Source organism: Micromonospora sp. AKA38 (assembly GCF_027925725.1).
Lineage (GTDB): Bacteria > Actinomycetota > Actinomycetes > Mycobacteriales > Micromonosporaceae > Micromonospora.
Genome location: NZ_BNEI01000003.1, coordinates 687,245 through 709,588 on the forward strand (window position 1 = coordinate 687,245; position 22,344 = coordinate 709,588).

23 protein-coding genes are annotated in these 22,344 nt (G+C 72.9%); 7 read left to right on the forward strand and 16 right to left on the reverse strand.

Annotation, left to right across the window (positions count from 1 at the left end):
* The first annotated feature begins 26 nt into the window (after positions 1-26).
* Positions 27-2,573, forward strand: coding sequence for an aminopeptidase N (pepN, locus tag TPA0908_RS11645; protein WP_281937334.1), 2,547 nt, complete (start codon positions 27-29; stop codon positions 2,571-2,573).
* 83 nt (positions 2,574-2,656) lie between these two features.
* Complete coding sequence (locus TPA0908_RS11650) at positions 2,657-3,220, forward strand: Uma2 family endonuclease (protein ID WP_281937336.1); 564 nt, start codon at positions 2,657-2,659, stop codon at positions 3,218-3,220.
* A 67-nt stretch (positions 3,221-3,287) separates the two neighbouring features.
* Here TPA0908_RS11650 and TPA0908_RS11655 read toward each other — a convergent pair whose 3' ends face one another.
* The 3 genes from TPA0908_RS11655 to TPA0908_RS11665 are packed head-to-tail and all read right to left on the reverse strand — an operon-like array spanning position 3,288 to position 5,509.
* The gene (locus TPA0908_RS11655; protein ID WP_107155922.1) at positions 3,288-3,701 is read right to left on the reverse strand and encodes a DUF5130 family protein; all 414 of its coding nucleotides are present in this window, start codon (positions 3,699-3,701) and stop codon (positions 3,288-3,290) included.
* Positions 3,688-3,996 carry an aa3-type cytochrome oxidase subunit CtaJ gene (gene ctaJ, locus TPA0908_RS11660; RefSeq protein WP_458575189.1) on the reverse strand — a complete coding sequence of 103 codons (309 nt, stop codon included), beginning with the start codon at positions 3,994-3,996 and terminating at the stop codon, positions 3,688-3,690. Before ctaJ ends, TPA0908_RS11655 begins: the two co-directional genes overlap by 14 nt.
* A 49-nt stretch (positions 3,997-4,045) precedes the next feature.
* A complete protein-coding gene (locus TPA0908_RS11665) occupies positions 4,046-5,509 on the reverse strand; it encodes an amidase (RefSeq protein WP_281937339.1) in 1,464 nt (487 codons plus the stop codon).
* Positions 5,510-5,700: 191 nt separating this feature from the next.
* Here TPA0908_RS11665 and TPA0908_RS11670 point away from each other — a divergent pair, with 191 nt between their 5' ends.
* Positions 5,701-6,648, forward strand: coding sequence for a poly(ethylene terephthalate) hydrolase family protein (locus TPA0908_RS11670; protein ID WP_281938550.1), 948 nt, complete (start codon positions 5,701-5,703; stop codon positions 6,646-6,648).
* Positions 6,649-6,680: 32 nt separating this feature from the next.
* Here the strand turns inward: TPA0908_RS11670 and TPA0908_RS11675 are convergent, their stop codons facing one another.
* From TPA0908_RS11675 to TPA0908_RS11725, 11 genes are all read right to left on the reverse strand, one after another.
* Positions 6,681-7,763: an amidohydrolase family protein gene (locus TPA0908_RS11675; RefSeq protein WP_281937341.1), complete on the reverse strand. Its 1,083-nt coding sequence runs from the start codon at positions 7,761-7,763 to the stop codon at positions 6,681-6,683.
* Positions 7,763-8,287, reverse strand: a complete 525-nt coding sequence (locus TPA0908_RS11680; protein WP_281937343.1) for a 3-hydroxyanthranilate 3,4-dioxygenase — start codon at positions 8,285-8,287, stop codon at positions 7,763-7,765. Before TPA0908_RS11680 ends, TPA0908_RS11675 begins: the two co-directional genes overlap by 1 nt.
* Positions 8,280-8,705 carry a RidA family protein gene (locus TPA0908_RS11685; RefSeq protein ID WP_281937345.1) on the reverse strand — a complete coding sequence of 142 codons (426 nt, stop codon included), beginning with the start codon at positions 8,703-8,705 and terminating at the stop codon, positions 8,280-8,282. Before TPA0908_RS11685 ends, TPA0908_RS11680 begins: the two co-directional genes overlap by 8 nt.
* Positions 8,702-9,475 carry a 2-keto-4-pentenoate hydratase gene (locus TPA0908_RS11690; RefSeq protein WP_281937347.1) on the reverse strand — a complete coding sequence of 258 codons (774 nt, stop codon included), beginning with the start codon at positions 9,473-9,475 and terminating at the stop codon, positions 8,702-8,704. Before TPA0908_RS11690 ends, TPA0908_RS11685 begins: the two co-directional genes overlap by 4 nt.
* The gene (dmpG, locus tag TPA0908_RS11695) at positions 9,472-10,527 is read right to left on the reverse strand and encodes a 4-hydroxy-2-oxovalerate aldolase (RefSeq protein WP_281937349.1); all 1,056 of its coding nucleotides are present in this window, start codon (positions 10,525-10,527) and stop codon (positions 9,472-9,474) included. The genes TPA0908_RS11690 and dmpG overlap by 4 nt, the downstream gene beginning before the upstream one ends.
* Positions 10,524-11,453, reverse strand: coding sequence for an acetaldehyde dehydrogenase (acetylating) (locus tag TPA0908_RS11700; protein ID WP_281937351.1), 930 nt, complete (start codon positions 11,451-11,453; stop codon positions 10,524-10,526). Before TPA0908_RS11700 ends, dmpG begins: the two co-directional genes overlap by 4 nt.
* The gene (locus TPA0908_RS11705; protein ID WP_281937352.1) at positions 11,450-12,247 is read right to left on the reverse strand and encodes a 2-keto-4-pentenoate hydratase; all 798 of its coding nucleotides are present in this window, start codon (positions 12,245-12,247) and stop codon (positions 11,450-11,452) included. Before TPA0908_RS11705 ends, TPA0908_RS11700 begins: the two co-directional genes overlap by 4 nt.
* Positions 12,248-12,415: 168 nt before the next feature.
* The gene (locus TPA0908_RS11710; RefSeq protein WP_281938552.1) at positions 12,416-13,897 is read right to left on the reverse strand and encodes a 2-hydroxymuconic semialdehyde dehydrogenase; all 1,482 of its coding nucleotides are present in this window, start codon (positions 13,895-13,897) and stop codon (positions 12,416-12,418) included.
* A gap of 20 nt (positions 13,898-13,917) precedes the next feature.
* Complete coding sequence (locus TPA0908_RS11715; protein WP_281937353.1) at positions 13,918-15,249, reverse strand: FAD-dependent oxidoreductase; 1,332 nt, start codon at positions 15,247-15,249, stop codon at positions 13,918-13,920.
* Positions 15,246-16,523, reverse strand: a complete 1,278-nt coding sequence (gene kynU, locus TPA0908_RS11720; protein ID WP_281937355.1) for a kynureninase — start codon at positions 16,521-16,523, stop codon at positions 15,246-15,248. The genes TPA0908_RS11715 and kynU overlap by 4 nt, the downstream gene beginning before the upstream one ends.
* 14 nt (positions 16,524-16,537) lie before the next feature.
* Complete coding sequence (locus TPA0908_RS11725) at positions 16,538-17,422, reverse strand: tryptophan 2,3-dioxygenase (RefSeq protein ID WP_281937358.1); 885 nt, start codon at positions 17,420-17,422, stop codon at positions 16,538-16,540.
* A 141-nt stretch (positions 17,423-17,563) separates the two neighbouring features.
* Between TPA0908_RS11725 and TPA0908_RS11730 the strand changes: the two genes are divergently transcribed.
* The 3 genes from TPA0908_RS11730 to TPA0908_RS11740 all read left to right on the forward strand — a co-directional run bounded on the left by TPA0908_RS11730 (position 17,564) and on the right by TPA0908_RS11740 (position 19,483).
* A complete protein-coding gene (locus TPA0908_RS11730) occupies positions 17,564-18,010 on the forward strand; it encodes an Lrp/AsnC family transcriptional regulator (RefSeq protein ID WP_281937360.1) in 447 nt (148 codons plus the stop codon).
* Positions 18,011-18,121: 111 nt separating this feature from the next.
* Positions 18,122-18,631 (forward strand): hypothetical protein, encoded by a 510-nt coding sequence (locus TPA0908_RS11735; protein ID WP_281937362.1) that lies wholly within the window; start codon positions 18,122-18,124, stop codon positions 18,629-18,631.
* Between the two features lie 12 nt (positions 18,632-18,643).
* Positions 18,644-19,483 carry a class F sortase gene (locus TPA0908_RS11740; RefSeq protein ID WP_374709200.1) on the forward strand — a complete coding sequence of 280 codons (840 nt, stop codon included), beginning with the start codon at positions 18,644-18,646 and terminating at the stop codon, positions 19,481-19,483.
* A gap of 12 nt (positions 19,484-19,495) precedes the next feature.
* Here TPA0908_RS11740 and TPA0908_RS11745 read toward each other — a convergent pair whose 3' ends face one another.
* Both TPA0908_RS11745 and TPA0908_RS11750 read right to left on the reverse strand, forming a co-directional pair.
* Complete coding sequence (locus tag TPA0908_RS11745; protein WP_107156075.1) at positions 19,496-20,035, reverse strand: HNH endonuclease; 540 nt, start codon at positions 20,033-20,035, stop codon at positions 19,496-19,498.
* A 478-nt stretch (positions 20,036-20,513) separates the two neighbouring features.
* On the reverse strand, positions 20,514-20,888 hold the full coding sequence (locus TPA0908_RS11750; RefSeq protein WP_281937365.1) for a peptidase inhibitor family I36 protein: 375 nt from the start codon (positions 20,886-20,888) through the stop codon (positions 20,514-20,516).
* A 318-nt stretch (positions 20,889-21,206) separates the two neighbouring features.
* Between TPA0908_RS11750 and TPA0908_RS11755 the strand changes: the two genes are divergently transcribed.
* Positions 21,207-22,262 carry a mechanosensitive ion channel family protein gene (locus TPA0908_RS11755; protein WP_374709201.1) on the forward strand — a complete coding sequence of 352 codons (1,056 nt, stop codon included), beginning with the start codon at positions 21,207-21,209 and terminating at the stop codon, positions 22,260-22,262.
* The last annotated feature ends 82 nt before the right edge of the window (positions 22,263-22,344 follow it).

Here is a 22,344-nt window from a genome sequence, read left to right on the forward strand (position 1 = left end):
TGGGATGGAGACGAACAGTGCCGGGAGTGCGCAACCTGACCCAGGTCGAGGCGATCGAGCGGGCCCGCCTGCTCGAGGTGACCGGGTACGACATCAGCCTCGACCTGTCGACCGCCGTGCAGCCCACCGGCCGCACGTTCCGCTCGGTGACCGAGGTCCGGTTCCGCTGCGCCGAACCGGGGGCGACCACGTTCATCGAGGCCGCCGCCGACACGGTGCGGTCGGCCACGCTGAACGGTGAGCCGGTCGACCTGTCCGACTGGTCCGCCGAGCGGGGTCTCACGCTGACCGGCCTGGCCGCCGAGAACGTCCTCGTGGTCGACGCCGACTTCGGTTACTCGAACAGCGGTCAGGGCCTGCACCGCACCGTCGACCCGGTCGACGGCGAGACCTACCTGTACAGCCAGTTCGAGACCGCCGACGCGCAGCGGGTCTTCGCCTGCTTCGACCAGCCCGACCTGAAGAGCGTCTACACCTGGCACGCCACCGTCCCGGACCACTGGAAGGTCGTGTCGAACATGCCGGTGGCCCGCGAGGAGGCCGCCGACGAGGGCATGAAGACGCTGCACTTCGCCCGCTCCGAGCGGATGAGCACCTACATCACCGCGCTGTGCGCCGGGCCGTACCACGAGGTGCGCCACACCCACGACGGCATCGACATGGGCTACTTCTGCCGGGCCAGCATGGCGCCCCACCTCGACGCGGACGACCTGCACCTGATCACCACGCAGGGCTTCGACTTCTTCCAGGAGAAGTTCGGCGTGCGCTACCCGCTGCCCAAGTACGACCAGCTCTGGGTGCCGGACTTCAACGCCGGCGCGATGGAGAACTTCGGCTGCGTCACGCACGCCGAGTCGCACTACATCTTCCGCTCACAGGTCACCGACTTCGAGTACGAGCAGCGCGCCAACACGATCCTGCACGAGTTGGCACACATGTGGTTCGGTGACCTGGTCACCATGCGCTGGTGGAACGACCTGTGGCTGAACGAGTCGTTCGCCGAGTGGGCCAGCCACTGGTGCAACACCCACGCCACCCGCTTCACCGACGCCTGGACGACGTTCCTGTCGATCCGGAAGAACTGGGGCTACCGGCAGGACCAGCTCTCCTCCACCCACCCGGTCTACTGCGAGATGCCGGACCTGGAGGCGGTCGAGGTCAACTTCGACGGCATCACGTACGCCAAGGGCGCCAGCGTGCTCAAGCAGCTCGTCGCGTACGTGGGCGAGGAGCCGTTCCTGGCCGGCCTGCGGGCCTACTTCGGCAAGCACGCCTGGGGCAACGCCACCTTCGACGACCTGCTCTCCGAGCTGGAGGCGGCCTCCGGCCGGGAGCTGCGCAAGTTCGCCGCCCAGTGGTTGGAGACCGCGCAGGTCAACACGCTGCGCCCGGACGTGGCCATCGGCGCCGACGGTGCGTACGAGCGGGTGGTGGTGCGGCAGGAGGCGCCGGCCGGGCACCCGACGCTGCGTACCCACCGGATCGGGGTGGGCCTCTACGACCTGACCGACGGCCGGCTGGTCCGGCGCGAGCTGGTCGAGGTGGACGTGACCGGCGAGCTGACCGAGCTGTCCGCGCTGCACGGCAAGCCCGCGGCCGACGTGCTGCTGCTCAACGACGAGGACCTCACCTACACCAAGCTGCGGCTGGACGAGCGGTCCATGTCGACAGTGGTGCAGCACATCGCCGGTTTCGACTCGTCGCTGGCCCGGGCGCTGTGCTGGACGGCCGCCTGGGACATGACCCGGGACGCCGAGCTGTCGGCGCGCGACTACGTGGCGCTGGTGCTGGCCGGGCTGACCGCCGAGACCGACATCAACCTGGTGACCGCCACGCTGCGGCAGGCGTCCACCGCGCTCACGTTCTACGCCGACCCGGAGTGGGCGCCGACCGGCTGGGCCGACCTGGCCCGGACCGCGCGGACCGCGCTGGCCGCGGCGGAGCCGGGCAGCGGCTTCCAGCTCGCCTGGGCCCGGGCGTACGCCTCGTCGGCCCGCTCCGGCGAGGACCTGGCGACGCTGCGCGGCTGGCTGGACGGCAGCGGGGTGCCGGCCGGTCTGACCGTCGACACCGAGCTGCGGTGGACCGTGCTCCAGTCGCTTGTCGCCAACGGCGCGGCCGGGGTCGCCGAGGTGGAGGCCGAGCTGGCGAGCGACCGCACCGCCAGCGGCGAGCGGGAGGCCGCGTACGCGTACGCGCTGGTGCCGACCGAGGCGAACAAGGCCGCCGTGTGGGCGCAGCTCACCGGCCCGGACGCGCTGCCCAACTGGCGCAACCGCGCGCTGTTGCAGGGCTTGACCCACCCGGCGCAGGTGGAGCTGACCGCGCCCTACCGGGAGCGCTACTTCGCCGTCGTCGACCAGGTGTGGGCCCAGCGGGACAGCGAGCCGGCGCAGGAGTTCGTGCAGCTCGCCTACCCGGCGTACCTGGTCGACGAGGACACCGTCGCGGCCACCGACGCGTGGCTGGCCCGCGACGGCCGGCCGGCGTCGCTGCGCCGGCTGGTGGCCGAGGGCCGCGACGGCGTGGTCCGTGCGTTGAAGGCCCGCGAGCGGGACGCCCGCAGCGCCTGAGCAGGGATACGACGGCCGGGGCCGGCGTGGGCGGAAGCCCGCGCCGGCCCCGGCCTTTATCGTGTACGGAGGAGGTGGACGTGATGGCACAGCCGATCTACGAGTGGCGGCCGCCCGAGCGCGACTGGCGGGAGCAGGATCTGTTCAGCCTGCCCGAGGACGGGAACCGCTACGAGATCATCGACGGGAGCCTCCACGTGACTCCACCTCCGGGGTTCGCCCACCAGGAGCTGGCGGACGATCTGCGCATGGCGTTACGTCTCACTGCGCCTGAAGGATGGCGGGTCATCCGGGAAGCCGGTCTCCGCGCGCCTGGCAGCAATCTCATTCCGGACATCAGCGTGGTCAAGCCGAATGCGCCGCGCGACGGCCTGTGGCTGCACGCGGCCGACGTGGCGCTGGTGGTGGAGGTGGAGTCGCCGAGCAGTCGGCGGCACGACCGCTTCACCAAGCCGTCCGTCTACGCCGAGGCCGGCATCCAGCACTACTGGCGGGTGGAGCGGGGTGAATTCGGGCCGGTCATCTATCGCTACCAACTGACCAAGGGCGTCCACTACGACTCGCTCGGCACCATCGGGCCCGACGACCCCGTGGAGATCGACGAGCCGTGGCCGATGCGGCTGGACCCCTCCGCCTGGCCCCGCTGAGCCCACGAGAAAGCCCGGTCCACGCGTTACGCGCGGGCCGGGCTTCGTCGTGTGTGCGGTCGGCTGCTCAGCCCTTGCCGGCGTGGCTGGCGAGCTGGTCGAGGCCCTGGATGACGCCGCCGGCCAGGTCGCCGCCGCCGAAGGACGCCACCATGGAGAGCGCGGCCAGCTTCGCGTACGTGTCCGGGATGCGCTTGCGGGCGTACTTGCCGGTGACGATCTCCAGCTGCCGCTGGTTGGGCGACACCGCGATCAGCACCGACTTGTCCGGCTCGGCGAGCTGCCGGTGCAGCCGTTCGGCGTGCTCCCGGATCGGCTCGTCGAGGCCGCCCACGTAGACCGAGAAGACCAGGCCGGTGCCCTGGTCGGCCAGGCGGAGCGCCTCGTCGATGCGGAGCAGCTGTCGGGTCGAGAACGGCCCGTCCAGCACGTCGGGCGGGGTGCCCGTCCCGGTCGTGGGCCGCGCTTCACCAACGGTCACTTGCGCCTCCGGTTCCACCGGCCGGCGCCTCCCGGCCGGCCTGCTCCTGCTTGTGGCTGGTCAGCGCCGGCGCCTGCGCGCCGGCGGTCAGCGCGGTGCCGGCCGAGTCGGCCAGCTGCTCCGGGCGGCCCAGGAACCAGACCGGAGTGAAGTCGAAGGGCCGACCCGGCCGGTAGCGCTTGACGCCGCCACCGTGGCCACGGCTGCCGGCGGCCGCCAGACCGGCGATCACCAGCACCGCGGCGACCGGGATGCCGACGAAGACCACCAACGTCTCGGTAACAGACAATCCCAACGCCCCCAGGCGGAAGAGAGACCAGGAATGTTCCGGGTCGGGTGGACGGTCACGACGGGCCGCGCCCGACCTCGCTTGTGATGTTCACGTTAGCGGAGTCGACGGCCCGCCAGATTGCGGGGTGCTGATCCCACCCGCCACAGCAGTGCTCCAGTTGCGCGGCAGTGGCGATCAGCGTGGCGTCGTCGCCGTACCGGCCGGTGAGCAGCACCCCGACCGGCAGGCCCTCGGCGGTCCGGCCGACCGGCAGCGAAACGGACGGGTCGCCGGTGACGTTGAAGACCGCGCAGTACGGCGAGAAACGCCGCTGCCTGTCGAAATCCGTTGCCGGGTCGAGCGCGGCGAACGCGCCGACCGGCGCCTGCGGGGCCGTCAGCGTGGGGCAGAGCAGCAGGTCACAGCCGGCGGTCCGGCGCGCGCCCCGGCGGACCTGGGCCTGGAGCTCGCCGAGCGCGGCCATCAGTCGGGCGGCGCCGATCGCCTCGCCCCGCTCGCGCAGGAACCGGGTCAGCGGCAGCAACTCGTCCTCCCGACCGGCCGGGACGGGGGCGAGCGCCAGCGCGTACCAGACGGTCTCGAACATCGGCCACGCCTCCGGGCCGAGCGGCGCGGGAACCTCGACCACGTCGTGGCCGGCGTCGGCGAGCAGCGCGGCGGCCCGGTCGACGGCGGCCACGCAGTCGGGGTGGACCGGCTCGTCGGCGAGCATCCCGGTGGTGAAGCGGCCGATCCGCAGCCGGCCGGGCCCGGCGGCGCGGGCGGCGCCGAGGTAGCCGCCGGCGGGCGCGGCCGGCGGCAGGTAGGGCTCGCCGGGCACCGGTTGCGCCAGCACGTCGAGCAGCGCCGCCACGTCGGCGACGGTGCGGCCGAGCGGGCCGTTGGTGGGCAGCCCGAACGCGCCGAAGCCGAGCGGGCCGCCGGAGACCAGGCCCCGGCTGGGCTTGTGGCCGACCAGGCCGCAGAGCGCGGCCGGGATGCGCAACGAGCCGCCGCCGTCGGAGCCCTGCGCGACCGGCACCAGGCCGGCGGCGACCGCGGCCGCCGCGCCGCCGCTGGATCCACCCGCGGTGTACGCCAGGTCCCACGGGTTGCGGGCCGGCGGCGCGACCCGCCCCTCGGAGTAGAGCGAGCAGCCCAGCTCGGAGGTGCTGGTCTTGCCGAGGCTGACCAGCCCGGCACCGGCCAGGAAACGCACCACGTCGGCGTCGACGGGCGGGACGAAGTCGGCGAACGCGGCCGAGCCGAACGTGGTCCGGACGCCGGCGGTCAGCGTGAGGTCCTTGATCGCGGTCGGCACCCCGTGCAGCGGCCCGCGCGCGTCCGTCGGCACGGCGTCGGCGGCCCGCGCGGCGGCTCGGGCGCGCTCGGCGGTGACCGTGACGAACGCGCCGACGGTGTCGCCGAGCGCGTCGACCCGGCGCAGGTGGTGCTCGACCAGTTCCAGGCTGGACAGTTCGCCCCGGCGGATCGCGGCGGCCTGCTCCAGCGCGGTCAGGTCGTGCGGCTCGGCCATGGCCACCATCCTGCCCGCTTCGTGGCGGGATCGCCGGCCGACACGTCCGGCCGGGCGGCGGCCCGGCCATACCCGGCTGGCATGACCGGATCGGGATTGCCGCGCGACGGACGCGGGACGGACCATCAATTAATCGGTCATCTTCGATCGATTTTCACCCCGACCACCGCCAGGAGCATGCCGTGCAACCCATCACCGCCCCGCACGACCCCCCGCCCCGGGGCCGGCCGGCCCACCGCCGCCGTCTCGCGCGTACCCTCCGCCCGCTGCTCGCCCTCGCCCTGGCCGCCGCCGGGCTCACCGCGCTGCCCGCCGTGCCGGCCGGGGCCCGCGACGGCGCCCCGGTCGCCCCGCTGGCCGCGAACCCCTACGAGCGGGGTCCCGCGCCCACGGTGGCCAGCATCGAGGCCACCCGGGGTCCGTTCGCCATCGCCCAGACCACGGTCGCCGCGTCGGCCGTGAGCGGATTCCGGGGTGGCACGATCTACTACCCGACCAGCACCGCCGAGGGCACGTTCGGCGCGGTGGCCGTCTCCCCCGGGTTCACCGCCAGCCAGTCCTCGGTCGCCTGGCTCGGGCCGCGCCTGGCCTCCCAGGGCTTCGTGGTCATCACCATCGACACGCTCTCCGTCTACGACCAGCCGGCCAGCCGGGGCACCCAACTGCTGGCCGCCCTGGACTACCTGACCACCACCAGCGCGGTACGGACCCGGATCGACCGCAACCGGCTCGCGGTGATGGGGCACTCGATGGGCGGCGGCGGCAGCCTGTCCGCGGCCAACACCCGCCCCACGCTCCAGGCGGCGATCCCGCTGACCGGTTGGCACACCGTGAAGAACTGGTCGTCGGTACGCGTGCCGACGCTCGTCGTCGGCGCCGAGAACGACACGGTGGCGCCGGTGTCGTCGCACTCGGAGCCGTTCTACACCAGCCTGCCGGCCACCCTGGACAAGGCGTACCTGGAGCTGAACGCGGCGACCCACTCCGCGCCGACCTCGCCGAACGTGACGGTCGCGAAGTACAGCATCTCCTGGCTCAAGCGGTTCGTCGACGACGACACCCGCTACGAGCAGTTCCTCTGCCCGGCGCCCCGGGGCAGCGCCATCGAGGAGTACCGCGACACCTGCCCGCACTCCTGAGCCGCGCGGCCGTCCGCGGTTGCTGGCGACCGTCAGGGCGATGGGGACTTGTCGTCGATGAGCCCTGTCCAGTCCCGGTCGATCGCCAGCAACTCGCGGACGGCGGTCCGCCGGTCGAGGCCGAGGAAGCGCAGGGCGTTGCCGCCCAACAGCGCGGTCCGCTGCGCGTCGGTGAGGAAGTCGGACCGGTGCACGACCTGCCCGACCGGCCGCTCCCCCAGCGGGTACGGGTAGTCGCTGCCGAGCAGCACCCGGTCGACGCCCATGGTGTCCACCAGCAGCCGCAACGCGGCGGGCTCGAACACCACCGAGTCGACGCTGAACCGGTCGACGTACGAGCTGGGCGGCGCGGCGGACGCGCCGCGTACCAGGTCGCCGCGGCGGTGCCAGGCGTTGTCGGCGCGGCCCAGCCAGAACGGGAAGCTGCCGCCGCCGTGCGCGAAACAGATCCGCAGCGTCTCCGGCACCCGGTCGAACACGCCGCCGAGGATCAACGCCAGCACCGACAGGTGTGTCTCCGCCGGCATGCCGGTCAGCCAGCGGGCCATCCACCGGTTCAGGCGGGGCCCGCCGGGCATGTCCCACGGGTGCACGAAGACCGGCGCGCCGACCTCGGCGCAGTGGGTCAGGAACGCCACGATGCCGGCGTCGTCGAGGTCCCGGTCGCCGACGTGGTTGCCGATCTCCACACCGGCGTGCCCGGCCGCGAGGCAGCGGTCCAGCTCGGCACAGGCGGCGTCCGGGTCCTGCAACGGCACCTGGCAGAACGGCACCAGCCGGTCGCCACCGGCGGCGGTGACCTCCAGCGTGAGGTCGTTGAAGATCCGGGCCACCTTGACCGCCTGGTCGGCCGGACGGTCGTAGCCGAAGAAGACCGGGGTCGGCGAGACGACCTGGACGTCGACGCCGTCGGTGGTCATGTCGGCGAGCCGGGTGGGCGCGTCCCAGCACGCCGCGCCGACCGGCCGGAACTCCGTCTCCCCCACCATGATCATGGCGGCGCGCTCGGAGTCGACCCGCAACCAGGGCCAACCGGACCCGCCGCAGGCCGCGTCGAGGTCCGGCCATCCCTTCGGTACGACGTGCGTGTGCACGTCGACGACCGGCACCGGCATCAGCCCTTGCCCGGGTGCAGCGCGCCGCAGTTGTCGCAGGTGCGGGCCTTCTCGTCGGCGTAGAACGCGGCGAAGACCGGGGGCAGGTCGGCGGCGATGTCGCGCACCTGCAACTCGACCTCGTGCACCTTGTTGCTGCACTCGGCGCAGTACCACTGGAACTTCTCCAGCGTGCCCTCCTCGCGGACCCGCTCGATCACCATGCCGATCGAACCGGCCTCCGGACGCTGCGGCGAGTGCGGGGTGTTGCGCGGCAGCATCCACATCTGACCCTCGCGCACGTGCACCGTACGCGGCCCTTCGGGCGTCATCAGGTTGATGTGCATGTTGCCCTTGACCTGGTAGAAGAACTCCTCGTACGGGTCGACGTGGAAGTCGGTGCGCTGGTTCGGCCCGCCCACCACCATGACGATGAAGTCGTCGCTGCCGGGCAGCATCTCCTTGTTGCCCACCGGGGGCTTGAGCAGGTGCTGGTTCTCGCCGATCCAGCCGGAGAAGCTGAACGGCTCGGCGATCTCACTCATGGGAACCTCCCGACGGAAGTAGGGCGACGGCCTGCATCTCGATCAGCAGGTGCGGGTGCGGAAGCTGGTGCACGGCCACCGTGGTCCGGGTCGGCCCGGCGGCGTCGAAGAACTCCGCCCACACCTCGTTGTAGCCGCCGAAGTCGTTCATGTTGACCAGGTAGCTGGTGACCTGCACCAGGTCGGTCAGCTCCGCGCCCACCGACCGGAGCAGGTCCCGGATGTTCTCGACCACGGCCCGGGTCTGCGCCCGGATGTCCAGGTCGGTGGTGCCGAACTCGTCCACCGACACACCGGCGAACGTGTTGTCCGGCCGGCGCGACGACGTACCGGAGACGAAGACGAACCCGCCCGCCACCTTGACGTGCGGGAACGCGCCGCGCGGCACGGCCTTCCCGGCCACCACGCGGCTGCTCATGGGCGGGCCCTCAGGGTGGCGGCGCCGAGCTTCTCCACCACGGCGCGGACGTGCGCGCCCGGACGCAGCGGCACCGCGGCGGTGGCCGCGCCGGCCAGGAACACCCAGCCCTTGCGCAGCCGCACACCGTACCGGCCGGCCAGCCGCAGGCCCTCGTCCAGCGCGCGGCGCGGGTCACCGAGGATGGCGGCGGTCGAGCCGACCTGCGCCACCCGCCCGTCGATCTCCAGCAGCACGCCCAGATTGTCCAGCCCGTCGGGCACCGGTGACCAGGGCCCGATCGCGAACGCGGCGGCCGAGGTGTTGTCCGCGACCACGTCCGGCAGCGAGAACGTGAAGTTCGCGTACCGGGAGTCGATCAGCTCGATCGCCGGGGCGACCGCGCGGACGGCCCGGGTGAACGAGCCGACCGGCTCGCCGGGCTCGGGCAGCCGGTCCAGCAGGAACGCCACCTCCGGCTCGACCCGGGGGTGGATGAGGCCGCCGGTGTCGACCGTCCCGCCGTCCGGCACCCGCATCACGTCGGTGAGCCGGCCCCAGATCACCTCGTCCACGCCGACCTGGGCCATCTTGGCCCTGCTGGTCAACCCCATCTTCAGCCCGACCAGCCGCTCGCCCCGGTCGAGGCGGCGCTGCACCAACGCGGCCTGCACCGCGTACGCGGCGTCCACGTCGAGGCCGGTCTCGGCGGCGAGCTGCGGGATGGCGGTGGCGGAGTCGGCCGCCGCGCCCAGCTTCTCGGCGATCCCCGCGACGTCCGGCCCGATCATGAGTTCTCCTTACCGGCCAGGTCCAGTGCCACGTCCACGATCATGTCCTCCTGGCCGCCGACCATCCGGCGGCGACCCAGCTCGACCAGGATCGAGCGCACGTCCACGCCGTACTTCGCCGAGGCCCGCTCGGCGTGGCGCAGGAAGCTGGAGTAGACGCCCGCGTACCCCAGGGAGAGCGTCTCCCGGTCCACCTGGACCGGCCGGTCCTGCAACGGGCGGACCAGGTCGTCGGCGGCGTCCATCAGCGCGAACACGTCGCAGCCGTGCTTCCAGCCGTGCAGCTCGGCGACCGCCACGAACACCTCCAGCGGGGCGTTGCCGGCGCCCGCGCCCATGCCGGCCAGCGACGCGTCCACCCGCACGGTGCGCCCGGACGGCGAGCCGACCGGACCGTCGCCGAGCACGCGGCCGTGCTCGACCGCCAGCACGCTGTTCGCCACGCCCAGCGACAGGTTGTGGTGCGCGTGGATGCCGATCTGCGTCTCCGGCGCCAGCACCTGCCGGTACGCGTCGACGCGCTGCGCCACGTCGGACATCAGCAGCCGGCCGCCGGAGTCGGTGACGTAGACGCAGTGCGCGCCGTACGACTCCATGAGCCGGGCCTGGGCGGCCAGCCCGGCCGGGTCGTTCAGGTGCGACATCATCAGGAACCCGGCGACGTCCATGTCGTTCTCCCGGGCCCAGGCGATGTGCTGGGCGGAGATGTCCGCCTCGGTGCAGTGGGTGGCGATCCGCACGCTTGTCACGCCGAGCGCCTTCGCCGCCTTCAGGTCGGCGATGGTGCCGATGCCGGGCAGCAGCAGCGTGGTGAGCCGGGCGTTCGTCAGCACCTCGGCGGCGGCCGAGATCCACTCCGCGTCGGAGGCCGCGCCGTGGCCGTAGTTGACGCTGGAGCCGGCCAGCCCGTCGCCGTGCGCGACCTCGATGGCGGCCACCCCGGCGGCGTCGAGCGCGGCGGCGATGGTGCGGACCTGGTCGACTGTGTATCGGTGGGCGATGGCGTGCATGCCGTCGCGCAGCGTCACGTCCTGGATGTAGAGGTCGGTCATCGCACAGCCGCCTTCCGGAGCGTGACCAGCCGCTCGGCGGTGCGCAGCGCGGCCGACGTCATGATGTCCAGGTTGCCGGCGTACGCGGGCAGGTAGTGCCCGGCGCCGGAGACCTCCAGGAACACCGAGACCTGGAGCCCGGAGACGTGCCGCCCGAGCACCGGCGCGTACGTGTCCACCGGGTCGAACTGCACCTCCTGCTTGAGCCGGTAGCCGGGCACGTACTCCTGCACGGTCTGCACCATGTCGGCCACCGAGGCGGCGATCGCGGCCCGGTCGGCGTCGGCGTCCGGGCAGAGGCAGTAGACCGTGTCCCGCATGAGCAGCGGCGGGTCGGCCGGGTTCAGCACGATGATCGCCTTGCCGCGTTCGGCGCCGCCGACCACCTCGATGGCCCGCGCGGTGGTCTCGGTGAACTCGTCGATGTTGGCCCGGGTGCCCGGCCCCGCCGACTTCGAGGCGATCGACGCGACGATCTCCCCGTACGCGACCGGGGTGACCCGGCCGACCGCGTGCACGATCGGCACGGTGGCCTGCCCGCCGCAGGTGACCATGTTGACGTTCGGCTCGGCCAGGTGCTCGTCGAGGTTGACCGGCGGCACCACGTACGGGCCGAGCGCGGCCGGGGTCAGGTCGACCACGGTCCGGCCGTGTGCGCGCAGCACCTCGTCGTGGCAGCGGTGCGCGCCGGCCGAGGTGGCGTCGAAGACCAGCTCCACGTCGGCGAACCCGGGCAGCGCCACGAGGCCGTCGACGCCGTCGGCGGTGGTGGTCACGCCGAGCCGGCGGGCCCGCGCCAGCCCGTCCGAGGCCGGGTCGATGCCGGCCATCGCCACCATCCGCAGTTCGGTGCTGAGCCTGAGCACCTTGATCATCAGGTCGGTGCCGATGTTGCCCGACCCGAGCACCGCCACGCCGACACTCATGAGGTGGTCTCCTTCGAGAAGCAGGTCCGCACCGAGCCGAGCCCGGAGATCCGCGCCTCGTACGCGGCGCCGGGCGTGACCGGCACCATCGGACCCAGCGCCCCGGACAGCACCACGTCACCGGCCTTCAGCGGGTCACCGGCGCGGGCCAGCGTGCCGGCCAGCCACGCCAGCGCGTGCAGCGGGTTGCCGAGGCAGGCCGCGCCCGCGCCGACCGAGACCGGCTCCCCGGCGTGCTCCAGCACCATGCCGCACAGCCGCAGGTCCACGTCGGCCAGCCGGCGCGGCGCGGTGCCGAGCACGAACAGCCCGCTGGACGCGTTGTCCGCGATCGTGTCCACGATGGAGATGTCCCAGCCGGCGATCCGCGAGTCGACGATCTCGATGGCCGGCAGCACGTGGTCCACGGCCCGGACCAGGTCGACGGTGGTGACCCGCTCGTCCGGCAGGTCGACGGCGAGCACGAACGCGATCTCCGCCTCCACCCGGGGCTGGAGCAGCCGGTCGATCGGCACCTCCACACCGTCGCCGACGGCCATGTCGTCGAAGAGGATTCCGAAGTCGGGCTGGAAGACGCCGAAGCTCTCCTGCACCGCCCGCGAGGTCAGGCCGATCTTCGCGCCGACCCGGCGGCGCCCCTTGCCGAGCCGCTGCCGGGTGTAGACCTGCTGCGCCTGGTACGCGGCCTCGACGTCGCCCTCCGGCAGCAGCCGGCCGCGCAGCGGCGGGCAGGGTTTCCCCTCCTGCCGGGCCACCGCCAGCTCCCGGTTGGCGGCCTCGATGTCCACGGTCATGTCGGCTCCTCGCTCACGGTCCTCGGGCTGCCGGCCATTCTCACTCACGCAGGTCCACCCTTCGTTCGCGACTGCGGGGCTCGCAAACCCGGCTCACTCCTCGCGCTCACGCAGGTCCACCCTTCGTTCGCGACTGCGGGGCTCGCAAACCCGGCTCACTCCTCGCGCTCACGCCAGGTCCACGCAGACGTTCGTCAGTTCCGAGTAGAAGTCGAGCGAGTGGACGCCGCCCTCCCGGCCGACCCCGGACGCCTTCACGCCGCCGAACGGGGTGCGCAGGTCCCGCAGGAACCAGGTGTTGACCCAGACGATGCCCGCGTCCAGCCGCGCCCCGGCCCGGTGCGCCCGGCCCACGTCCCGGGTCCAGACGGTCGCCGCCAGGCCGTAGTCGGTGCCGTTGGCCAGCGCGTACGCCTCGTCCTCGGAGTCGAACGGCGCGACGTGCACCACCGGCCCGAAGATCTCCTCGCGGTTGGTCCGGGCGTCCGGCCCGAGGCCGGTGAGCACGGTCGGCTGCACGTACGCGCCGCCGTCGCGGGCGTCGCCGAAACGCGGCGTGCCGCCGCCCGCGCGCACCTCGGCGCCCTCGGTACGGGCCAGCGCGTAGTGGCCGAGCACCTTGTCCCGGTGGGCGTGCGAGATCAGCGGCATGTTCACCGTGGCCTCGTCCGCCGGCCAGCCGTACGCCAACTCGTCGGCGCGCTTCGCCAGCCGCGCGGTGAACTCCTCGAAGACCGGCCGCTGCACGTAGATCCGCTCGGTGCAGAGGCACACCTGGCCGCCGTTGGTGAAGCTGGAGCGCACCGAGCCGGCGACCGCCGCGTCCAGGTCGGCGTTCGCGAAGACCAGGCCGGCGTTCTTGCCGCCCAGCTCGAAACTGACCGCCTTCACGCCGTCGGCCGCGGCCCGCATGATCGCGCTGCCGGTGGCCGACTCACCGGTGAACGTGATCGCGTCGACGCCCGGGTGCCGGGTCAGGTGCTCGCCGGCCGAACCGGGCCCGAAGCCGTGCACCAGGTTGAACACGCCGTCCGGCACGCCGGCCGCGGCCATCACCTCGGCCAGCAGCGTGGCCGACGCCGGCGTCTCCTCGCTGGGCTTGACCACCACCGCGTTGCCGCAGGCCAACGCCGGGGCGACCTTCCAGGTGAGCAGCAGCAGCGGCAGGTTCCACGGCACGATGACGGCGACCACGCCGACCGGCTTGCGGACCGCGTAGTTGAGCGCCCGGCCGCCGGTCGGGGTGACCGTGGTGAACGACTCGGTCGGCGCGGTCGCCACGATCTCGGCGAACGCCCGGAAGTTGGCCGCGCCGCGCGGGATGTCCAGCGTGCGGGCCTGCGAGATGGCCTTGCCGGTGTCCGCCACCTCGGCCGCCACCAGGTCGTCGAAGCGGCGCTCCAACTCGTCGGCGACCCGGCGCAGCACCTCGGCGCGTTCCCGCTCCCCCATCCGGCCCCACGGGCCGCGCAGCGCGGCCCGGCCGGCGGCCACCGCGTCGTCGACCACCGACTCCGACGCCTCCACCACCTCGAAGACCGGCTCGCCGGTGACCGGGCTGCGCTTGGTGAACCGGGGGCCGGCGTCGACGAACGCGCCGCCGACGAAGTTGCGCAGCAGGCCGGGGCCGTCCGGCGCGTGCCCGGTCATCAGCCGGGGGTCCCAGCGCGTCATCGCCGCCTCCCCAACGCCGCGCCGACACCGGCGGCCAGCAGCGCCACCGCGCCCGCCGCGACCGCGCCGACGGCGGCGTACTGCCGGCGGACCCGGCGGCGCACCTGCGCGTACGGGGTGGTGGAGAACGAGACCAGCTCGTACTGGGAGACGTAGCGGCCGGGGAGCGCCCGTTCCAGCGCGTGCTCGACCGACTTGCGGGCCCGGAACACCGGCGAGGCGACCTTGTCCCGCATCTCCACGAAGTTGGCCAGCGCCATCCGGGCGATCGCCTCCGCGTCGTCCTGGCGGCGGTGCTGGAACAGCGGCAGCGCGGCGGCCCACTCGTCGTCGCACTCGTCGAGGCAACGGTCCAACTCGACCACGTCCTCGAACGCGCAGTTCGCGCCCTGGCCGTAGAACGGCACGATGGCGTGCGCGGCGTCGCCGAGCAGGCCGACCCGGCCGGCCACCTGCCACGGCGTGCAGCGCACCGTGCCGAGCACGCCGACCGGGTTGTGCTGGTAGTCGTCGACCAGGTTCGGCGCGAGCGGCACCAGGTCCGGGTAGTGGTCGGCGAAGAACCGCTCGATCGCGGCCGGGCTGCTCAGCGACGCGAAGCTGCTCCTGCCGTGGGTGGGCCAGAACAGCGTGCAGGTGAAGGAGCGGTCCGGGTTCGGCAGCGCGATCATCATCGAGGTGCCGCGCGGCCAGATGTGCAGCGCGCCCGGGTCCAGGGCGAACTCCCCGCCGATCGGCGGGATGGTCAGCTCCTTGTAGCCGTAGTCGAGGAAGTCCAGGCTCTCGGTCAGCCCCCCGTACGCCAGCAGTTGCCCGCGCACCGCGGAGCCGGCGCCGTCCGCGCCGAGGACGACCGACGCGGTGGCGGTGACCTTGCCCTCGGGGGTCTCGAACGTCATCTCGCCGCCGACCGGGTCGAGGCCGACCAGCCGGTGGTCGAACGCGACCCGCACGCCCGGCAGCGCGGCGGCGGCGTCGAGCAGCGCGTTGTTCAGCGCGCCCCGGCTGATCGAGTTGATCGCCCGGTCGCCGGAGACGCTGTACGACTGGAACTGCGGCTCACCCTCGACCGGGTGGATCATCCGGCCGCGCATCGGCAGCGCGTCCGCCATCACCTGCCCGTCCAGGCCGATCCGGCGCAACGCGTCCAGGCCGCGCTCGGAGAGCGCCAGGTTGATCGAGCGCCCGCGCTCGACGGTGCCGGTGCGCGGGTCCCCCCGCCGCTCGTAGAGCGCCACCGGGTAGCCGCGCCGGGCCAGGAAACACGCCAGCAGGCAGCCGGCCAGCCCGGCGCCGACCACCGCGATCTCGTCGCGTTCCGTGCTCATGAGGCGGCCTCCACGGTCGCGGCCAGCGCGTCGGCGACCCGCCAGCAGTCGTGGTACGTCGAGTAGAGCGGCACCGGCGCGAACCGGACCACGTCCGGCTCCCGGGCGTCGGCGATCACGCCGTGCTCGTGCCGCAGCCGCTTGGTCAGCTCGCCCGCGCTACCCGAGGAAATCCGCACCGAGAGCTGGCAACCTCGGCGGGCCGGGTCGCGCGGTGTGATGACGGTCAGCGGCCGGCCGGGCGTCACCTCGTCGAGCAGCCGTTCCAACCAGCCGGTGAGCCGCAGGCTGCGCTCCCGCAACGCGGGCATGCCGACGGCGTCGAACAGCGCCAGCGAGGTGCGTACCGGGCCCATCGCGAGGATCGGCGGGTTGGAGATCTGCCACGCCTCCACGGTGGCCGGCGGCCGGGACACCGGCGTCATCTCGAACCGGGTGGCCGCCTCGGTGCTCCACCAGCCCTCGAACCGGGGCAGCGACGCGTCGCCGAGGTGGCGTTCGTGGACGAAGACGCCGGCCAGCGCGCCCGGACCGGAGTTGAGGTATTTGTAGGAGCACCAGGCGGCGAAGTCGACGTCCCAGTCGTGCAGGGCCAGCGGCACGTTGCCGGCCGCGTGCGCCAGGTCCCAGCCGACGACCACGCCGGCGGCCCGCCCGGCGGCGGTGATCGCCGGGATGTCCATCAGCTCGCCGGTGAGGTAGTTGACGCCGCCGAGCAGCAGCAACGCCACCGTGTGCCCCTCGGCCGCCAGGAAGTCGGTGACGTCGGACGTGCGCAGGGTGTTCTCACCCGGGCGCGGCTTCAGCCGCACCACCGTGGCGTCCGGGTCCAGACCGTGGAACCGGGCCTGGCTGCGCACCGCGTAGCTGTCCGACGGGAACGCGCTGTCCTCGATGACGATCCTCGTGCGTTCCCCGGCGGGCCGGTAGAAGCTCACCATCAGCAGGTGCAGGTCCACCGTGAGCGAGTTCATCACCACGGTCTCCGTGGGCAGCGCGCCGACCAGTCGCGCGGCCGGCGCGGTCAACAACTCGTGGTACGACAGCCAGGGCCGCTCCGCCTCCAGGTGCCCCTCCACGCCCAGCCGACGCCAGGCGTCCAGGTCGGCGACGAGTTCGTCGCGGGTGGCCCGGGGTTGCAGGCCCAGCGAGTTGCCGGCCAGGTACGCCACGTCGGGGTACCGCCCGCCCTCGGCCGGCGGCACGTGGAACAGGTGCCGGTGGCCGGCGTCGGCGGCGTCGAGCCGGTGGGCTTCGCTCTCGGGGGTGATCATCGTGTGTTCTCCGGTCACATCGCGGTACGGGCCGACCACAGCTCCGGGAAGACCACCCGGGCCATGCTGCGCTGCAACCATGCCAGGCCGGCCGAACCGCCGCTGCCGACCTTCGCGCCCATGGTGCGCTGCACCGCCTTGACGTGGTTCCACCGCCAGTCGCCGAACTGCTCGGCCACCTCGGTGAGCGCGTCGCCGAGCAGGCGCAGGTGGTTGTCCGGACCACCGTCGCCGTAGACGCGCACCCAGGCCGCCTCGACCGCCGGGTGCGACTCGTGCTCGACCGCGACGTCCCGCTCCAGCAGCTCGGCCGGCAGCGGGAAGCCACGGCGGGCGAGCAGCGCCACCACGTCGTCCCAGAGGCTCGGCGTGGCCAGCGCGGCGGTCAGCTCGGCGTGCACGTCGGTCTGCCGGCGGAACGGGCGGATCAGCGCCGGGTCCCGCAGGCCGAGCAGGAACTCCAGTTGCCGGTACATCGCGGACTGGAAGCCCGACCCCTCGCCCAATCGGTCCCGGAACCGGTTGAAGTCGGCCGGCGTCATCCAGCGCAGCCCCTGCCAGGCGGCGTTGAGCCCCTCCAGGTGCAGCGCGGCGCGGCGCAGCGGCGGCAGCGCCTCCCAGATCCGGTTGGCCCGCAGCTCACGCTGGGCGTGCCGCAGCTCGTGGCAGGTCAGCTTGAAGTACAGCTCCATGATCTGGCTGACCATCAGGAAGGACATCTCGCCCGGGTCGTCGCTGAGCGGCTGCTGGAGCTGGTGCAGCGTGCTGGCGTGCACGTACGCGTCGTACGGCACGCGCTCGGCGAACTCCAGCGTCGGCTCGCCTCCGTTGCGCGCCGCTCGGGCCGCCCGCTGCTGCGGGGTGGCCGGGCGCACCGCCGTCGTCTGTTCCACCGTCATCTCCGTCCGTGCGCGGGGTAATCGCCATGATCTCGCCGGTACGCGCGCCGAGGGAATGCCGGTTCAACGGCGGTATGGTGGTCTGACCTCACGAGCCGAAAGCATCTCGGCTCTCCGACTTCACGGAAGAAAGGCCGCCGCGTGGACGACATGGACTGGGCGCTGCTCCGGGAGCTCCAGGCCGACGCCCGGCTCTCGTTCAGCGAGCTGTCCCGCCGGGTGCACCTGTCCCCGCCGGCCGTCGCCGAGCGGGTCCGGCGGCTGGAGGAATCCGGGGTGATCACCGGCTACCACGCCCACGTGGACCTGGCCCGGGCCGGGCGGACCGTGCTGGCGCTGATCCGGATGTCCTGTTACGGCGCGCGCTGCATCCTCAACGACCCGACGGTGACGCGGTGGCCGGAGATCATGGAGATCCACCGGATCACCGGCGACGCGTGCAGCATGCTCAAGGTCGCCGCCGCCTCGATGGGCGACTTCGAGGCCGTCATCGACCGCCTGGCCCCCTACGGCCAGCCCTCCAGCACGATGGTCCTCTCCACCCCCCTCTCCTGGCACCCCGTGGTGAAAGGCGGGGCCCCCGGTTAACGCCTCCGGTAGCGGAACGGCCCCCGGTTAACTCCCCGGTCGGCCGGGAAGGCAGCCCCCGCTGCCCGTCAGCAGGATTCCGGTGCGCCGTCGCACCGGGAGGGGGGAATCATGCCAGGGCTCCTGTCACATCGCGCGCTGTCATCCGTACTGGGCCTGCTCGGCCTGGTCGCGGCGTTCGTCCTCACCACGGCCGTACCGGCCCGGGCCGGGGAGAGTGTCTTCATCGAGGTGACGCCGAACAGCGTCCAGGCGGGCTCGCGGGTGAACCTCCGGGCCGGCTGCGACGCCAACAACAACCGCCAGGCCCAGGTCACCTCGGACGCGTTCGGCCGGGTGACGCTGCGGTCGAACAACGGCTTCCTCACCGGCTCGGTCACCGTGCCCGGCAACAAGGCGCCCGGCGACTACCCGGTGAACCTGGACTGCGCCAACGGCAACACCGCCTCGACCATGCTCACCGTGCTGAACATGTCGCAGCCGAGCAAGGGGCCGGCGACCGGGGGCGGGGGCACCGCGGGCGGGCGGGGCGCCGGCTCGCTGCTGCTGGTCGGTGGCCTGGCCGCGGTGGCCGTGGTGGCCGGCGTGAGCGCCCGCCGCAAGCCCGGTGGCCGCGTCTGACGGGACGCGGCCATGGCCCGCTCAACGCGCCGCGCCCGCCGCGGCCGGACCCGCCCCGTCGCCGACCCGCCGGGCCGGACCGGGCGGCTGCGGGCCGCGCTCCGCGTGACGTCCCGGGCCGCGCGCCGGATCGCCCACGCCGCCGGGCACGCGTTCTCGGCCAGCGTCACCACCGCCGACCCGCACGTCCGCCCGGTCGCGGCCCGCACCACCACGCCCACCACCCGCCGGTACGCCCCGACGCCCGGCCCCGGCATCCCGGTGCTGGTGGTGGCCGGCCTGATGGCGCTGATCGTGGCGATGCTCGGCGTGGAGCGGGTGACCGGCGCGAGCGTGCTGCCGGACCGGATCGTCGCCGGCCTGCGGCCACCGCCGAAGAAGTTCCCGGTGCTGCCGGCCAGCCCGCCGACCGACCTGACCATCGGCAAGCTGAACCTGCGGGCCCCGGTGCACCGGGTGGGCATCGCGCCGGACGGCAGCATCGCGGTGCCGGACGTCAGCCGGGCCGGCGAGGTCGGCTGGTACGACCAGGGACCGACCCCCGGCCAGTACGGCCCGGCGGTGCTCGTCGGTCACGTCGACACCACCACCGGCCCGGCCGTCTTCCACGGGCTGCGGGAACTCGACGACGGCGACCGGATCGAGGTGACCCGCCAGGACCGGTCGGTGGCGGTCTTCGAGGTGACCTCGATCGAGCGGTACGGCAAGGAGAAGCTGCCGGTGCAGGAGGTCTACGGCGACTTCAGCCGCCCCAACCTGCGATTGATCACCTGCGGTGGGCGCTGGGTGGGCGGCGAGACCGGGTACGCCGACAACCTGGTCGTCTACGCGTCGCTGGTGCAGGCGCGCTGAGCAGCCGGCCGGTCAGGCCGCCTCGGGCTCCGGCTCGCGCAGGTCGAGCCAGTCGGCCCAGCGCGGGTCGGGGGCGCGGTGCCCCAGCACCCGCCAGGCGCTGCCCTTCGGCGCCGCCGGCAGGTGGTGCAGCCGCCAGCCCAACTCGGCGGGCGTCTTGTCGCCCTTGGTGTGGTTGCAGCGCGCGCAGGCCGCCACCACGTTCTCCCAGGCGTGCCGGCCGCCCCGGCTACGCGGGAAGACGTGGTCGATGGTCTCCGCCGGCCCGCGACAGTAGGCGCACCGCCACCCGTCCCGGGCGAAGATCCCCCGGCGGGAGAGGCCCACCTGGGTGCGGTAGGGCACCCGGACATAGCGGGTCAGCCGCACCACGGAGGGCACCGGGAGCGCGTTGCGCGCGCTGTGCAGGATGCCCTCGCCGTCGGCCACGCAGACCGCCTTGGCGGAGAGGACGAGGATGGCGGCCCGACGCACCGACACGACGCACAGGGGCTCGTAGGTGGCATTGAGAACGAGTGCACCGGAGCCCGCCGTGGGTCGTATGTCAGGCATCGCGCTCACCCTCCCGGTCCAGCCCTCCCGCCGCCACCACGCCGAGACCGCCCCGCGCACTGCGCGGAACGGCCCCGGCGCCGGCCGGATCACCGACGTCCGTTGGGCCAATAGTCCCTGATCGCGCCCCGGATTGCACGCACTAATCCCGGAAGTGGTTTATTGATCATCTCGAATCGAGGTGGACCGCCATCGGGGCAGTCGAGAAACCATCGACAGTTGTCGAAGCTCGACGCCCACCTCCCCGCGCGGGCGCACCGGAGGCGGGCCCGCGAGCCGGCCACGGCGGCGGCCCGGCCGGGCGGCGGCGCCGCCGTCCCGCCGAGCCCCGCCATGACGCGCGGGCGCGGACGCCGGTCCCACCGGATCCCGCGCCGGCACCACTTCCCGCCGGGACCACCCGGTCCGAGAAGGCTCACCGACGTGGCTTGGGCGACGCATTCCGCGCAATAAGCGACCACTCCGCCGGAGGCGGTTTTCAGCAGCGCTTCAGCGAGCTGATCCTGTTCTCGGTATTCGTGCTCATCACGTCAATCTTCTGCCCCGCCGGCATGAGCGCCACCAAGCCCCCTTGGTAGCCCGTCCCGTCCCAGACACACCACGTGTCGGAGGTGCGATTCCACATGCTCTCGGTGTTGTTGTTCATGCCCTGCGGGCCGATGTCGTCGCCGAGGTTCACGTCTCCGGTGCTGTACGTGGCGAGCACGCCCGCCCCGCGAGGTGCGGAGAACAGACAGAACTTCCCCGACGGGCAATCGCTGAACGCCGCCTGCGCCGGGGTGGCGACAGCGAGGGGAGTCAGCAGGACCGGAACTGCGGCCCAACCGAATACGATCCGCTTCATCTTGTTCATGGCGTGAGACTAGGTCTTCCCATCGCACCCGTCAAACATTCACATCCATGAGAATCACGTTTCGGCAGCACACTTGCCGGAACACACTTTCCCCCGCCGGGAATAGACCCGTAATACCAGTGATCTACAGGTAAATGCGGGTAAGAGCAGGTCGACACCGGCCAATCAGGATTGCCGCACCAATCGTCGACGCGCTCCCGGGGAACGACACCGGCGTACCAAGATGACCGGTTCCGCCCGGGATGATCGCCGCCCGGCCCGCCGCCGCCGGGGCGGGCCCGTGCGGTCCCGGCGCCGCCGGTGGGGTACGAATTTCCCGTGAATGTCTCCGACCTGATCACCGCCGTGCTGTCCGCCGTCTCCGACCGGCGCCCGGACTGCAAGGGCAGCAGTTCCTGCGAGTGGGTGTACCGGGCCACCAACTCCGCCTGGTTCGCCGAGAGCAGCTACTGGATCCTGCTGAAGCCGCTGCGGATCGCGCTGATCCTGCTGCTGGCCGTCGCCGCCCGCTGGGCGTTGCACCGCACCATCAACCGGCTGGTGCGCACCACCACGCAGGGCTCGGTGCCGACGATGCTCCGTCCGCTGCGCGAGCGGATCCCCAGCGCCGCCCTCGACCCGGAGCAGTTCGTGCCGGAACGCCGGCGGCAGCGCGCCGAGGCGATCGGGTCGGTGCTGCGCAGCATGGTCACCGCGTTCGTCTTCGGCATCGCGCTGCTGATGGTGCTCAAGGAGTTCAGCTTCGACCTGGCGCCGCTGCTGGCCAGCGCCGGCATCGCCGGCGTGGCGCTCGGCTTCGGCGCGCAGAGCCTGGTCAAGGACCTGATCGCCGGCCTGTTCATGCTGATCGAGGACCAGTACGGGGTGGGTGACACGGTCGACCTCGGCGAGGCGACGGGCGTGGTGGAGGCGGTGGGCCTGCGGGTCACCACGGTCCGCGACGGCCGGGGCGTGCTCTGGTACATCCGCAACGGGGAGATCATCCGGGTCGGCAACAAGAGCCAGGGCTGGGCGCTGGTCGTGGTGGACCTGCCGATCGGCTTCGCCGGCACCGAGGAGGCCACCGCCGTGCTGCGGACCGCGGCGGCGTCGGTGGCGCTGGACCCGGAGCTGGCCCCACAGGTCGTGGAGCAGCCGGAGGTGCTCGGCGTGGAACAGATGACCGTCGACGGCGCGGTGATCCGCACCGTGGTCAAGACCACCGCCGAAGGACAGTTCGCGGTCGGCCGTGAGCTGCGCCGCCGACTCGCGGAGGCGCTGGAGAACTCCGGGATCACCGCCCGGATCGCCGCCGCCCGGCTCTATCCCGGGCTGCCGCCGCAGCCGCCGGCGCCGCTCCGGCCGGAGGGAACGGGCACCGGCGGGGCCGCCTGAGGGCCGGCGTGGACGACCGATTTCCGGGGGTCGCGCCTCGCGCGGCCCCTCGGGTATCGTCCGTTCGTTCAGTCGGAGATGC